Annotated in this window: 13 protein-coding genes; 12 read left to right on the top strand and 1 reads right to left on the bottom strand. The window is 58.9% G+C overall.

Features of this window, described 5'->3' with window-relative positions:
- Window positions 1-419 precede the first annotated feature (419 nt).
- The 4 genes from HDR50_RS03225 (at window position 420) to HDR50_RS03210 (ending at window position 2,957) form a co-directional block, all read left to right on the top strand.
- On the top strand, window positions 420-845 hold the full coding sequence (locus HDR50_RS03225) for a phage tail assembly chaperone (protein WP_291355863.1): 426 nt from the start codon (window positions 420-422) through the stop codon (window positions 843-845).
- A 340-nt stretch (window positions 846-1,185) separates the two neighbouring features.
- A complete protein-coding gene (locus HDR50_RS03220; protein WP_291355861.1) occupies window positions 1,186-1,350 on the top strand; it encodes a Com family DNA-binding transcriptional regulator in 165 nt (54 codons plus the stop codon).
- A 61-nt stretch (window positions 1,351-1,411) separates the two neighbouring features.
- Window positions 1,412-2,137: a hypothetical protein gene (locus HDR50_RS03215; protein WP_291355860.1), complete on the top strand. Its 726-nt coding sequence runs from the start codon at window positions 1,412-1,414 to the stop codon at window positions 2,135-2,137.
- Window positions 2,138-2,210: 73 nt separating this feature from the next.
- Window positions 2,211-2,957, top strand: a complete 747-nt coding sequence (locus HDR50_RS03210; RefSeq protein WP_291355859.1) for a DNA methyltransferase — start codon at window positions 2,211-2,213, stop codon at window positions 2,955-2,957.
- On the opposite strand, the gene HDR50_RS03205 is transcribed toward HDR50_RS03210, so the two are convergent.
- Window positions 2,954-3,286: a S24 family peptidase gene (locus HDR50_RS03205; protein WP_291355857.1), complete on the bottom strand. Its 333-nt coding sequence runs from the start codon at window positions 3,284-3,286 to the stop codon at window positions 2,954-2,956. The genes HDR50_RS03210 and HDR50_RS03205 overlap by 4 nt on opposite strands.
- Between HDR50_RS03205 and HDR50_RS03200 the strand changes: the two genes are divergently transcribed.
- From HDR50_RS03200 to HDR50_RS03165, 8 genes are all read left to right on the top strand, one after another.
- Window positions 3,276-3,680, top strand: coding sequence for a hypothetical protein (locus tag HDR50_RS03200; protein ID WP_291355855.1), 405 nt, complete (start codon window positions 3,276-3,278; stop codon window positions 3,678-3,680). The genes HDR50_RS03205 and HDR50_RS03200 overlap by 11 nt on opposite strands.
- A 205-nt stretch (window positions 3,681-3,885) precedes the next feature.
- Window positions 3,886-5,025, top strand: a complete 1,140-nt coding sequence (locus HDR50_RS03195; protein ID WP_291355853.1) for a site-specific integrase — start codon at window positions 3,886-3,888, stop codon at window positions 5,023-5,025.
- Window positions 5,026-5,081: 56 nt separating this feature from the next.
- Window positions 5,082-6,566: an RNA-binding domain-containing protein gene (locus HDR50_RS03190; RefSeq protein ID WP_291355851.1), complete on the top strand. Its 1,485-nt coding sequence runs from the start codon at window positions 5,082-5,084 to the stop codon at window positions 6,564-6,566.
- Entirely contained in the window at window positions 6,563-7,444 is an 882-nt protein-coding gene (locus HDR50_RS03185) for a hypothetical protein (protein ID WP_291355850.1), read from the top strand. Before HDR50_RS03190 ends, HDR50_RS03185 begins: the two co-directional genes overlap by 4 nt.
- A 235-nt stretch (window positions 7,445-7,679) precedes the next feature.
- Window positions 7,680-7,892 (top strand): helix-turn-helix domain-containing protein, encoded by a 213-nt coding sequence (locus tag HDR50_RS03180; protein WP_291355849.1) that lies wholly within the window; start codon window positions 7,680-7,682, stop codon window positions 7,890-7,892.
- Window positions 7,889-10,540 carry a DUF927 domain-containing protein gene (locus HDR50_RS03175; RefSeq protein WP_291355848.1) on the top strand — a complete coding sequence of 884 codons (2,652 nt, stop codon included), beginning with the start codon at window positions 7,889-7,891 and terminating at the stop codon, window positions 10,538-10,540. The genes HDR50_RS03180 and HDR50_RS03175 overlap by 4 nt, the downstream gene beginning before the upstream one ends.
- 168 nt (window positions 10,541-10,708) lie before the next feature.
- The gene (mobV, locus tag HDR50_RS03170) at window positions 10,709-11,917 is read left to right on the top strand and encodes a MobV family relaxase (protein ID WP_291355847.1); all 1,209 of its coding nucleotides are present in this window, start codon (window positions 10,709-10,711) and stop codon (window positions 11,915-11,917) included.
- Between the two features lie 146 nt (window positions 11,918-12,063).
- On the top strand, window positions 12,064-12,618 hold the full coding sequence (locus tag HDR50_RS03165; protein WP_291355845.1) for a hypothetical protein: 555 nt from the start codon (window positions 12,064-12,066) through the stop codon (window positions 12,616-12,618).
- Window positions 12,619-12,912 lie beyond the last annotated feature (294 nt).

The following is a 12,912-nucleotide window of genomic DNA, read 5'->3' as shown; positions in this document are numbered from 1 at the left end:
TCACTGTGGGCGCCGGCGGCAATCCCATCACGAGTCCCGGGTCTGGCGTCAACACCGCAGGCGGCCAGACGACTTTCGCTCCGGGCGTGTTCGAGGACATGACGCCAACCTACCCGGGGGAAGTGCCAGAAACTGACATGCACAACAGCCAAACAGCTTTTCGCTCCGCTGAAGTCCCGGTACTAAATCGGACAGCAGGTTCTTACCACACACCTGGCGCCGGTCTTGGTGGTGGCGTGAGCCTTGGGTCGACCGCCGCGAATGCAGGGACGTTTTTTGGAGCTGGCGGGTGCGCGTGGTGGAACGATGGAGTATCGTACGCCGCCAAGGGCGCCCAGGGCGCCGTGCGCCTTCGTTTCTGGAACCGCGCCAAGGACAATGGGCAAGCTCCCGCGCCTGCCACGTTTGCGGCCCGGCGGATGGCACCCCGCGTAGCGGCCGCTCCCGTGACCGTCAACCTCTACGACCCCGAAACCGGGCAGGGCTCGGTCTGGCGCGAAGAGGACGCGGAAGCGAAGCTCGCCGAGGGGATGATTTCCGAAGCGGCGTGGCTGGAAATCCGCGCGGAGAAGGCGGCGGAAGCGCGGGTGGCATGGCTTGCGGACCCGGATACCGAGGCTGAGCGCTTCAGTCTGCTTCAACAGGCCTGCGCGGCCAAACTTACCGAGACCGACAAGCTGGTGCAGCCGGACTATCCTCTTAGTGATACAGACCGAGCGGCGATGTTCAGCTATCGCAAGGCTATCCGGGAGCTGAACCACCAGCCGGGGGCGCCTTGGGACGGCGGCGGCGAGCTCACGCCCTGGCCCGAGGAGCCCACTGTGAAAAAGGCGCAGGAGGCCTGATATGCGGGGCGGCGTGCACGCCTTCCCGGGGCGCGAGTGCCCCGTTTGCGGCCACACCTTGCGCCTGGTGCTGATGGCGGGGCGGCTCATGCGGGTCTGCCCGTGCTGCGGATTTACACGCCGCTGACCCGGTTCTTTGAAAATCGCAGAGGGCTTTGAGGAATCTTTGGCAGTGGCGGGGGCGCGGCAACGCCCCCACCGACGGCCCGCTGGGGCGGGCCGCCACGGCCCCACGGACGGCTGTGTCACGTCCGCAAGGTATCCGCCTGCTGTTTGCCCTTTGCAGGGGGCGCAAGCAGTCTAGCGGGCCGCTCATTGGGGCGCAACTCCCAGGCACGCCATGGAGCCAAGAGACAGAGAGATCAGGTGCGGCCAGTGCAACAAGCTGCTGGCCCGGGGCTGGGCGCGTGACGCCCACATTGTCCACAAGTGCCCACGTTGCGGGGCGTACAACACCTTGCGGGCCGTGCCGTCCAGGCCCGCCGAGCCCGCGAAAGCCGGCTAGTCTAACTCTTGAGGGCCGCGAGCCCCTGCCGCGCAGGCCGGGAGCCTCTTCGGGAGGTTCCATGCCCGCACAACGCAAGCCTTACCATCCCCCGGCCTTGAGCGCGTATTTGCCGCCCGCCGGGGGCGCCCCGGGCTATCTCATGGGCGCCACAGGGCCGCAAGGCTTTGGCAGCGCCGCCTTGTACGTGGCGCAGATCCCCGGGCGCCTGGCGCGTGAGGTTATAGTGCGCCACCACTACAGCCACAGCATAGTCAACAACAGTTATATCCACCTGGGCGTCTTCCGCGAGGGCGCCTTTGAGGGCGTGCTGCAATGGGGCTACGCGCTCCAGCCCGCCCGCGCCGGCAAGGTCGTCGCGGGCACGGTGCAGGGGCAATACCTGGAGCTCAACCGCATGTGGCTTTCGGACGACGCGCCGCGCAACACCGAGAGCCGCGCCATAAGCTACGCCCTTAAATACATACGCCGGGCCTGCCCGGGCGTGGCGTGGGTACAGTCCTTTTCGGACGAGCGTTGCAAGGGCCTGGGCGTGGTGTACCAGGCGTGCAGCTTCCTCTACCTGGGCGCCCATCTCACCACCTTTTACCTGCTGGACGGCGAGATCTACCACATGATTGCCGCCACAGCCCGCGGCCGAGGGGGGCGTTCGGCATACCTGCGCGCCAATATTCACCGCGCCCAGGAGGTGCGGTGGCGTCAATTCCGCTACATTCGCTTCCTTAAGTCCGACTGGCGGCGGCGCCTGCGCCTGCCCGTGCAGCCCTATCCCAAGCCGGGCGCCTAGCGCCGCCCCCACAATCCCTGCGGGCCTCGAGCCCCAACGCCGAGCCGCCAGACGGCCCGTGGAGCCTTTTAATATGGTGGAGATTTTCTCTTCCGGGCCTGTGGCGCTCTACCAGGGGGACGCCCTGGCCGTGCTGGCCGGACTGCCCGCGGGCTGTGTTGATGCCGTGCTGACTGATCCGCCCTATTCCAGTGGTGGTCTTACCCTGGGCGAGCGCCAGGGCGAGCCGGCCCAGAAATACCGTAGCACCGGCTACAAGCGGCCGTTCCCGGCCATGCTCGGCGATGTCAAGGATCAACATAGCTGGGCGCGCTGGTGTACGTTCTGGCTTTCCGAGTGCTGGCGCCTGTGCCGTGACGGCGCGCCGCTCATGGTGTTTACGGACTGGCGGCAGCTTCCGGCGCTGTCTGACGCCCTCCAGGGCGCCGGATGGATCTGGCGGGGCATAGTGGTATGGGGCAAGCGCGTGGGCCGGCCCATGCCGGGCCGCTTCCGGCCTCAATGCGAGTACATCCTTTTCGCCAGCAAGGGGCGCCTTGACGCGCCCTCGCAAGCGTGCCTGCCGGGCATGTATTCGCACGTCCTCAACCACGCCCGCAAGCTGCACCTGGCCGGCAAGCCTGTGCCCCTGCTGGAGGACTTGCTGGCCGTGACCAAGCCGGGCGCCACAGTGCTTGACCCCTTCATGGGCGCCGCTTCCGTGGGCGAGGCGTGCGTGGCCACGGGGCGCAGCTACATGGGCATCGAGCTTTCGCCCGAGTATTACGCCATAAGCCGGGAGCGGCTTGCCGGGCTTACGGCAGGGCCGGGCGAGGACTAGCAGGCATGCAGGGCGGCGATGACGATACCCACAATGCGGGCGTCGTCGCGCCCTGTGATGTTGATGTCCTGGTAGGCGGGATTCTCCGGGCGCAGCAACACGCGGCCGCGGCCACGATAGAGGCGCTTGACCGTGACCTCGCCGTCCAGGGCAGCGATGACGATCTTCCCCGAGGGCGCGTCCTCGGCCCTCTCCACCAGCAGGAGGTCTCCGGGCATGATGCCGGCGCCAAGCATGGACTCGCCAGCAGCGCGCACAAAAAAGGTTTTTTCGGGGTGAGGTATTACCAGGTCATCAAGCCTGACCTTGGGCGGTTCCGTGGCGCTCATGGGCCTGAGTTTTAATGCCCTGACGCTTCACGCGCAAGCCCGGATTTTTTTCGCGTCAAAATTCGTGCCAATGCCCGCCAAGGCCCGCGAAAAATTTTTCAAATTGCGTTTCGTTTTTTTTCAAATTGCTTTTCGCGTTACATCCGGCCTACCGAAAGCCGCAGCTTTAATGGCAGCGGGCATCACGCGCGCTGGCGGAAGAAATTTGGCAACTTTTCCCGCCGCGTTTTTTACTTTTTGCGATGATACCCCAGAAGTGGACTTGAAAAAAAGTGGTGGGAATAGTGGTGGGAACAAATCCCGCCTATGCAAAAGGGCTTACGATTTTCATCGTAAGCCCTTGATTTTATTGGTTGCGGGGGCAGGATTTGAACCTACGACCTTCGGGTTATGAGCCCTTTTAAAAGAGATTTGACGGGCTTTGACGCAGATTGATTTGTTTTGAATTGTTTGCAATTTCAATAAATTATCAAAATTCATTTTTCGACCCACATTGACGGAAATGGTTAGAAATTGACGGTGTGGTTAGAAATAGGTTAGAAAAATCTTGCCGCTCAACACGCGTTTTCACACTCCACACTCACAGTCCAAGGCAGCTTATGGCTACGCAAAAAAGGCGCTACCACCCCAAGAAATGGGCTGGCGTTTATGTGTATGAAACGTCGGATATTTTTAACGGTTCTCCCGACCTTTGCTTCTATATCACCTTTAAATCGGGGCGTCGACTGATTTGGGAAAAGGTAGGCAAGACCTCCGAGGGCTACGGACCTGACGTGGCGGCCGAGATTCGGGCCGAGCGGATAAAGGCCATCCGGCATGGCGAGGAAGTCAAAACCGCCAGAGAAATCCGTCGGGAACAGGCGGAAAGGGACAAGCCCTTTGCCGAAATCGCGGATGCCTATTTTGACATCAAGGGGCCGACGCTCAAGGGGCTGACCACGGACAGGAACCGCTATCTCAAGCACCTCAAGCCCTTGTTCGGCAAGCGCAGCGTTTCGGAAATCACTCCGCAAATGGTGGAGGAACTTCGGATGTCCCTGAGTGAGCGCAAGGCTGCCACGCTCTGGAATGCCCTGGAGCTTTTGCGACGGATCATCAATTTCGGTCTTAAGACGAACCGTTGCCCCGCGCTGCGCTTTCAGATCGAAATGCCGATCAAGGACAACGAAGTCATCGAGCATCTGACGCCGGAAGAAACCCGCGCATTTCTGGATACCGCGCGCACATGGCCGGCCCGGGACGTGGGCAACATGCTGCTGCTGGCATTTTTCACCGGGATGCGGCGGGGAGAGATTTTCAAGCTGCGCGATGAAGATGTGGCGTTCGACCTCAAGCTCATTCGCCTGCGTGACCCCAAGGGCAGAAAGACCCTCTCCATCGGCATGAGCGCTCTTGTGGAGGATCTGCTGCGCGGGCAGATGGAGTGGCGCAATGAAAGCTTCCCCGGCAGTCCCTTTCTCTTCCCCGGCAAGGACGGCGACATGCGCAAGGACTGCTCCGCCGTTGACCGCTTTCGCAAACAGGCCGGGTTGCCGCCGAAGTTTCGTCCCTTCCACGGCCTGCGCCACCATTTTGCCGTCAGCCTCGCCAACAGCGGGCAATTCAGCATGGACATGATCTCCGAAATGCTGACGCACAAGAATGTGGACTTCACCAGAAAAAAATATGCCCAGTTTCTGCCGGAGACACTGGCGGCTGCCAGCAACGCGGCGGCAGCCATCCTTTCCGCCAAACGGTAAGTTTTGCGACTCTTCCGGGTATCATGTACACAAGGCACAGGAATAAGGAGCCAAGTATGGCCTTCACGCTTCAGAGACTCAGGGCCGAAGCAGCCGCGGGCGAAGACAGCACCCGCCAGTTCAAGTCCAAAATTACAAACGTGGATGCTCTGGCGGCGGAAATGGCAGCCTTTGCCAATGCCAGTGGCGGGGTCATCTTCATCGGGGTGGAGGATGATGGCAGCATTTCCGGCATCCCGGGTACAGAAGTGCCGGCGACGAACCAGCTTATCAGCAACGCCGCGAGCCAGCATGTGCGCAGCCCGCTGAATGTCCAGACCCAGAATATCCTTCTCGAGGACGGCAATGTGGTGATTGCCCTGACCGTGCCCGCCGGGCTTGACAAGCCCTATTTTGACAAGAAGGGCGTCATCTGGCTGAAAGCGGGCGCAGACAAGCGGCGCATCAATTCAAAGGAGGAATTGCGGCGGCTTTTCCAGTACACGAGCCAGTTTCATGCCGATGAATTGCCCAGCAAGGCATCGATTGACAAGCTGGACAAGCTCCTGTTCCGGGACTTCCTGAAAAAGCGCTACGGGAGCGAGTTCCCGGATACGCACGCTGAGCAGTTGCGCCTGTTGCAAAATCTCAATCTGGCGGCCAGCGATGGCAATCTCAACTTGGCGGGGGTGCTGCTCTTTGCCGAGCAGCCTGAGCGGGTGTACCCACAATTCGTGGCAAAAGGAGTGCGCTTTCCGGGGCTCGCCATTCACGCTGACCGCTATGACGACAGTGAAGATTTTGAAGGCCCCCTGAGCAGGCTTTTCAAGGACGCCCTGGCCTTTGTCATGCGGAATTTGCATAAGGTACAGGCCGATAATGGCGTCAATGCGCCAGGTACACCGGAAATACCGGAGCGGGTTTTTGAGGAGCTGCTGGTCAATGCCCTCGTGCATCGGGATTATCTTGTCAGTGCGCCCATTCGGATTTTCATCTTTGATGACCGCGTGGAAATCGTCAGCCCCGGCACGCTCCCGAACAACCTGACCATTGCCAACATCAAAACAGGCAATTCCCATATCCGCAATCCCATCCTGATTTCCTACGCGGCCAAGGGGCTTTTGCCCTATCACGGCATCGGTTCCGGCATCGTGCGCGCTCTTGAGGCATGGCCGGACATTGATTTTGAAGATGATCGGGAGGGCTCGCTATTCAAGGCCATTGTGCGCAGGACGCGGCGGTCGGCAGAAGGAGCCGGAGCTGTTGCACCGGAAATTGCACCAGAAACACCGAATTTGCACCAGAAACGGAGGTTTTTGGGTGCAAACCCACCCGATTTTGCACCAGAAATTGCACCAGAAATTGCACCGGAAATTGCACCAGAACTTTCTGCGCTCCTTGAGCGCATTATCGCCAATCCGCGCATAACCACGGCAGAGCTGGCCGATGCTCTGAACGTTAGCCGGCGCACGGTTCTTGCCAGAATAACCACGCTCAAGAAAAAGGGTATCCTGCGGCGTACCGGCCCCAGCAAGGGCGGAAAATGGGAGCTTATCTCATGAAATTTGTTCCCAAAGGCCCGATTGGCGGATTTCTGCTGATAGCTGCGCTTGGATGTTGCCTCGCCTTTCTCGTGGCCTGGCTGACGGCCATGTTTGCCGTCATCAAACTGAGCCAGGGGATTTCCCTTAGTGGGTTGGCGCTGGTTTTGCTCTGGTGCGCTGTGGTGGGCGCTGGCCTGGTGTGGGGTATTTGCGCTTTATGCGCGCTGTTTGTGGGGAGATGGCGCAAACATTGTGTGCCCCACGCAATCCGCTTGAAGGAAGCGGTGGACAGGCTCCATGCCGCCACGAACCGGGAACAGCTTGAAGCACTCCGGCATTATCATATCCGGGTGTTCAAGAGCCCTGAGGAAATCCCTGCCGGCGGAAAAGACGATGTGCAGTGCCGCGAGGTCTCAAACTTTCTTTCTCCCATGCTCCTTGGCTTCAATAAATTTTTCGCGCTCGGCTCGCCGGAATATTGCTGCGATGCCACCCAGATTTCTGAAATCGTGGAAGAAAATCAGATGCGCTGGTGTAGCGAAAGCAGAGAAGCTCCAGGCTGTGATGTTGCAAAATTCAATAGAGAAATTGAGGAATTGAAGAAAAAATGCAGGGAGACCTCGGCTAACTTTACTGCGGCATCTGGCAGAGAAGGAAAGTTGAAACGCGAAATTGAACAGATGGAAGCACATATGCACATCCTTGTCACCTTGGCGAACAAGGCCACCAAGGAATTCACGCATCCACTCGCAAAGCATGAAATCACGCGTCAATACAAGGAAATCGGCAAGGCGCTGGGCGTTGAAACCGTGCCGGGAAATTACGTTGAGATTTTTCGCAAGGCGATGCCTAAGGAGTATATCAACCATGGCGGAGCGCCAGTGCAAAACCCCTGAACGACGAGAAACCTAGCGTGCTTAGGTTTGCCGTCTTGGGTGTGTGGCAAGCATAACTCTGTAAAAAACCACAGGAAATTTTAACCTCCCCTTCTTAGAGCTAAGAGGGGGAGGTTTTCTTTTGCCAGAGCTAAGGCCCCTCCTGTTCAGCGTTTCCTCCTGGCCATAAGGTGCGTTCTCACCAGATGGTTCTGGATGGATTCACACACTTAAGCCTGAACAGGAGAAGATGCAGATGGCGACCAAGAAGCTCTCCCCACAGGAAGCCGCCGACATGTACGGCGTGAAGGCATGTACACTGGCCCGCTGGCGCTGCAAAAAAGTCGGCCCGCGCTATGCCAAGCTCGGCAGCCGCGTCATGTATGACATCGAAGATTTGGAAGAATGGTTCGCGTCGCGCCGCGTCCATACCAGGGATTCCGCGCCGCAACTGAGGAAAAAGGGATGAGCGCCGACATCCTGCGAGACTTTGCCGAGTGTCTGCGCGCGGCAGGTCTGGAGGTCGAGGCCGTTCTGGCGGATGGCCTCCTGCATCGCTGCGGAACCACGGAGCGGCCCCGGCGCAAGGATGGCGCGTACAAGGCGTTCCTCGACGCTCCCCCGTCCATCTGGTGGAAAAATTGGCGCACCGGGGACGAAGGAACGTGGTCGGCGAAGGGAGAAAAAGACCTCAACTCCGCACAGCGCAAGGCCCTGGCGGAGCGGATCGCCGCTGCCAACGCTGCCGCCAGGATGGAGCAGGAACGCCGCTGGAAGGCTGCCGCAAAGCTGGCGGGCAGTATCTGGAACAGTGCCGGTGTGGCGCAGGACACTCATCCGTATCTGAAGCGGAAAGGGGTGCCAGCGCTTGGTTTGCGCCAGACAAAGGATGGGCGGCTCATTGTCCAGGTCTTGGATCCCTCCGGGCGTATTGCAAGCCTCCAATTTATCCTGCCCGACAAGCCAGCAGAGGGCACGGACAAGTTTTTCCTCAAGGGCGGCAAAACGTCCGGCGGCTATTATTCGCTTCCGGCAAAGAGCGGAGCAAGGGACGGGCCATTGCTCATCGCAGAGGGTTATGCCACCGGCGCAAGCCTGCATCTGGCTACAGGGGACGCCGTACTGGTTGCCTTCAATGCCGGGAATCTGGAGGCCGTGGCGCGCATGGCGCGCCGCATCTACCCGAAAAGAGAACTGGTGCTGTGCGCGGATAATGACTGTGAAACCGTCAAGCCTGACGGCGCGCCGTGGAATCCGGGAAAAGATGCGGCGTCCAGGGCAGCACAGGCTGTGGGCGGCAAGCTGGCTGTCTGTCCTTCGCATGAGGGTCGGGCGACGGACTTCAACGACCTGCACCGCCTGCGTTCCCTTGAGGCCGTGCGCGCTGTCATCGTCTCGGCGCGTAAAGAAGACGTGGGCTGTCCCATGCCCGAAGGATTCTTCCTTGTACCTGAAGGACGACGCGCCGGGCTGTACAAGCAGGATACGAAGCCCGACGGCGAGATGAGCGAAGTCCGCATCGGGCCACCGCTCGCGGTAAAAGGCATGACTCGCGACAGCGATGGTAACGAATGGGGCCTCATGCTCGAATGGGCTGACCCTGACGGCAAGAAGCATACCTGGGCCATGCCCATTGAACTGCTTTTCCGCCAGGGGGCGGACTGGTTCAGCGTCTTGGTTTCGGCTGGCTGGCTCGGCAATCCCCTTGCCCGGAAAAAGCTCGTGGAGTTCTTCTCCTCAGTCCGGCCGACCAGGCGCATCCGCTGCGTGCCGCGCACCGGCTGGGACATGTCCGCCTATATCCTGCCGGATGCCGTGTATGGCGCGAACTCTGGCGAACAGGTGGTGCTCCAGTCCGCGCATCATGGCGATCTGTACCGCACCGCCGGAACTTTGGACGTCTGGCGCGAAATCGCGGCGCTTGCAGTGGGCAACTCGCGCCTGAGCTTCGCCCTCTGCGTGGCCTTTGCCGGGCCGCTCCTGCGGCTGGCCGGGCTTGAAGGCGGCGGTTTCAGCTTTGAGGGCGGATCTTCCTCCGGCAAGACGACGGCCCTGCAAATAGCCGCATCGGTGTGGGGAAGCCCGGAACATGTCCGAAGTTGGCGCGCCACCGACAATGGCCTTGAAACCATCGCCGCCCTGCACAATGACAATGTCCTCATTCTGGATGAAGTGGGCCAGGTCAACGGCAAAGTTCTGGCCGAGTGCGCCTATATGCTGGCCAACGGACAGGGCAAGGGCCGTTCCAGCCGCGAAGGCACGCTCAGAAAATCCCACTCCTGGCGGCTGCTCTTTCTCTCCAGCGGCGAGCTGGGGCTTTCCGAAAAGCTGGCGGAAAACGGGCTGAAATCCAGAGGCGCCCAGGAGGTGCGCTTTGTGGGGCTGCCCGTGGATACGGCCATGCTCACGGAGCTGCATGGTCTGTCCAATGCCGGGGCCGTGGTCAATCGCCTGAAGGAGATAGCCGCCAGCAATTATGGTCATGCTGGCCGCGTATTTCTGCAAAACCTGACTGAGCCCGGCACCATGAAAAGGCTTGTGTCCGAAGTGCTGCCTGAACTTGCCGCCACGGTTGAGCGCCTGGTGCCTCCTGGAGCGGACGGGCAGGTGCGCCGAGTGGCGCAGCGCTTCGCGCTCTGCGGACTGGCCGGGGCGCTCGCCGTGGAAATGGGGATTCTCCCCGCTGACTTTGACGCAGCTTCCTGCGCCGAGCGCTGCTTCGGAGACTGGCTGACCACACGAGGCGGCATCGGTGCTTCAGAAGACGCGGCCATTCTCGCGGCTGTGCGCCTCTTTATCGAACAACATGGGGCAAGTCGGTTCCAGGACCTAGATTCTTCCATCTCCACCTGTGTCAACCGCGTGGGGTTTCGGCGCACCCGCAACGGCATGACCGAGTATTTGCTTTTGCCGGAAAGTTTTCGCGCGGAAGTTATCAAGGGCTATGAGGAAAGAAGGGCCGTGCGCGTTTTACGTGAAGCTGGCTGGCTGCGCACAACGGCCAAAAACAGGCTGAAATCCCAGGAACGTCTTCCGGGCCTCGGTCGGATGCGGGTCTATATCGTGTGCTTGCCTGATGAACAGGACGAAACCATTTCGACAACCTTGACAGAGTGAGCGGTGCCGCCGGTGACAGTGATGCCGACCCAGCAGCGATGAGGTTTTATGGATGTCACCGTTGTCATCGTGCCGCAGTTGAGTGGTGACGCCCGATTGCCTTGCTGATACCGGGCTGTCCTCGTTGTCACCAGTGTCACCACAGAAGAGAAACCGGGAGAAGGGGATATGTCTTTTCTCGTTTTGCATATGGACAAGTTCAAAAAAGACGCGGTTCGCGGCATCCAGTCGCATAATCGACGCGAGCGCGAAAGCCATTCAAACCCCGATATCGACTATGCCCGAAGCATCCAAAATTACGATCTCCATGAGGGAACCTCGGAAAACTATGCGCAGGCCATCCAAAACCGCATCGACGACCTGCTCATGGTCAAGGCCGTGCGGAAGGATGCGGTGCATATGTGCGGCCTTGTCGTCAGCTCAGATAGGGAGTTTTTTGACAAGCTCAACGCCGACGAGACCAAGCACTTTTTTGAGGAGGCAGCCGCATATCTCACGGAGTTTGTCGGCAAGGAAAATGTCATCTCGGCGATGGTTCACATGGACGAGAAAACACCGCACATGCACTTCCTGCATGTGCCCATTACAAAGGACGGCAGGCTTTGCGCCAAGGATATTTACACCAAGACCGCTCTGAAGAAATTGCAGGATGAATTACCCAAGCGTCTGCAAAAATGTGGCTTCCTCATCGAGCGTGGCATGGAGCAGTTAAAGGGTTCGGCCAAGAAGCATCTGGATACCAGAGAATATAAACAGCAGCATGAAATGCTGGCCTCCATGCGGCGGGATGCCGCCCGATTGGAGGCAATTCTTTTTGACCTCCAGGAAGAGGTGAACCGCGCTCAGAACGAGCGCCGCGCGCTGTTTGAGGAAAATGAAATCTGGAGAAAGCGTATCTTGGAGGCAGAGGAATCCTTGAAAAATGGCCCGCAATTACCAGCCGCGAATTTCTTCAATTACAAAGATGTCCTCGCCGCTGCCCAGGAAAAACTAGCTGAGTATCAGATGGCTCTTGCAGATAAGGACGAAGTGGCCCGGCAGCGGGACATGCGGGCCCGGCAGGCACAGACTCTCTTGCAGGAGCGCGATAAGGCGGTGGCAGCCGTGCGGATGGCGAAATCCATGACTGCCGCGCTGGAAGCGGAGAACAAAAAGCTCCAGACGCGCATGGCGCAAGCCAAGGAAAAGGCTGCCACAGAAATGAAGGACATGCAGGATTTTATCCTGGTCTCCGGCAACCATCTCCGCTTTCAAGAATTTCAGCTTCAGCGTATGGAGGAAAAGGCATTGGAGTCCCGTGCGCGGGCCGAGCATGAACGGCAAATCCGACAAGAGGCCGAAAGGCAAAAGCAGACCCGTGGCATGAGGATGCGCTGAGGCATCTGAGAGGAATCTTGGCGTTGCAACAAGATATAGCCCACTATACTTCACTGGCGTGAAGCCGTGGGCAAGCGTGCCGCTTGAGCGCTTAAAGCCAAAGGCAGAAATCGTGGCATACGCCGCACAACCCAGGAGAAGAAAAAATGGCCATCACCGTCGAGCAAGTTAAAAGCATCCGACAAGAACTGGACAAACTTCGCCCCGAAGTCGCCCTTTCAGGGAACAGGGAACTGAGCATCAAGCAGACGATCTTCGCACTGGCTCCTACCCTGGAACGGATGAAGAAGCGCGGCTTCGAGCTGCCGGAGATTATTGCCAAGCTGGCCGAGAAAGGCATAGAGGTCAGACCGCAAACGCTCACGAAGTACCTTGCCGAAGCCCGACGGCAAAAGGACACCAGAAAGACAAAAAGACAGGAGCCCAGCTCCCATTGCTCCGCGCTCAAAGCAGCTTGTCGCAATGCAGGGTCCCAGGACGCAGACACACCCCCCGTACATACCGGCAAATCATCGTGCACGGAAACCCTCAAGAATAATGATGCCTCAGCCGAGAATAACGGAGGATCAAGTTCAAGGAATACCACCATCAGATATGGTGACTTCAAAACAATACCTGACAGGCCACTCGTGAAGCTCCAAGTGAGGAGTATGTCGACAGGGTCTAAGATATTTAGCGGGGTCAAACGTAGTGAAGAGTAAAGGGCATAAAATATTTGCAAGAAGTGACAAAAAAATACCGGCAACCACAGTTGAGAGTTTTGACTTTTTGTAGCTCTTAGTCGGGCAGTAGGGTTGCACACATACTGGGCAAAGGCCAGACAGCCGAGGAGTGGCCTCCTCCCCCGGAGCCGATTATGGGAAATTTGCTGTAAAGGTGTTGACATCGCCCATGCTCTAAATTACTATTTCCTGCCATGAGTTCTCAGGCTCAAATACAAGAAGTCATGCACAACTCAGAATGCACATCAGGCACTCCCAGATGGGAGTGGGGCT

Origin of the sequence: Desulfovibrio sp., from assembly GCF_014803725.1 — a bacterium.
Lineage (GTDB): Bacteria > Desulfobacterota > Desulfovibrionia > Desulfovibrionales > Desulfovibrionaceae > Desulfovibrio.
This window is presented reverse-complemented; position numbering and strand designations above follow the sequence as displayed.

Bases quoted from the DNA above. Each gene is read 5' to 3' on its own strand.
- HDR50_RS03225 (WP_291355863.1), top strand. From the start codon at position 420: ATGGCACCCCGCGTAGCGGCCGCTCCCGTGACCGTCAACCTCTACGAC.
- HDR50_RS03220 (WP_291355861.1), top strand. From the start codon at position 1,186: ATGGAGCCAAGAGACAGAGAGATCAGGTGCGGCCAGTGCAACAAGCTG.
- HDR50_RS03215 (WP_291355860.1), top strand. From the start codon at position 1,412: ATGCCCGCACAACGCAAGCCTTACCATCCCCCGGCCTTGAGCGCGTAT.
- HDR50_RS03210 (WP_291355859.1), top strand. From the start codon at position 2,211: ATGGTGGAGATTTTCTCTTCCGGGCCTGTGGCGCTCTACCAGGGGGAC.
- HDR50_RS03205 (WP_291355857.1), bottom strand. From the start codon at position 3,286: ATGAGCGCCACGGAACCGCCCAAGGTCAGGCTTGATGACCTGGTAATA.
- HDR50_RS03195 (WP_291355853.1), top strand. From the start codon at position 3,886: ATGGCTACGCAAAAAAGGCGCTACCACCCCAAGAAATGGGCTGGCGTT.
- HDR50_RS03190 (WP_291355851.1), top strand. From the start codon at position 5,082: ATGGCCTTCACGCTTCAGAGACTCAGGGCCGAAGCAGCCGCGGGCGAA.
- HDR50_RS03185 (WP_291355850.1), top strand. From the start codon at position 6,563: ATGAAATTTGTTCCCAAAGGCCCGATTGGCGGATTTCTGCTGATAGCT.
- HDR50_RS03180 (WP_291355849.1), top strand. From the start codon at position 7,680: ATGGCGACCAAGAAGCTCTCCCCACAGGAAGCCGCCGACATGTACGGC.
- HDR50_RS03175 (WP_291355848.1), top strand. From the start codon at position 7,889: ATGAGCGCCGACATCCTGCGAGACTTTGCCGAGTGTCTGCGCGCGGCA.
- mobV (WP_291355847.1), top strand. From the start codon at position 10,709: ATGTCTTTTCTCGTTTTGCATATGGACAAGTTCAAAAAAGACGCGGTT.
- HDR50_RS03165 (WP_291355845.1), top strand. From the start codon at position 12,064: ATGGCCATCACCGTCGAGCAAGTTAAAAGCATCCGACAAGAACTGGAC.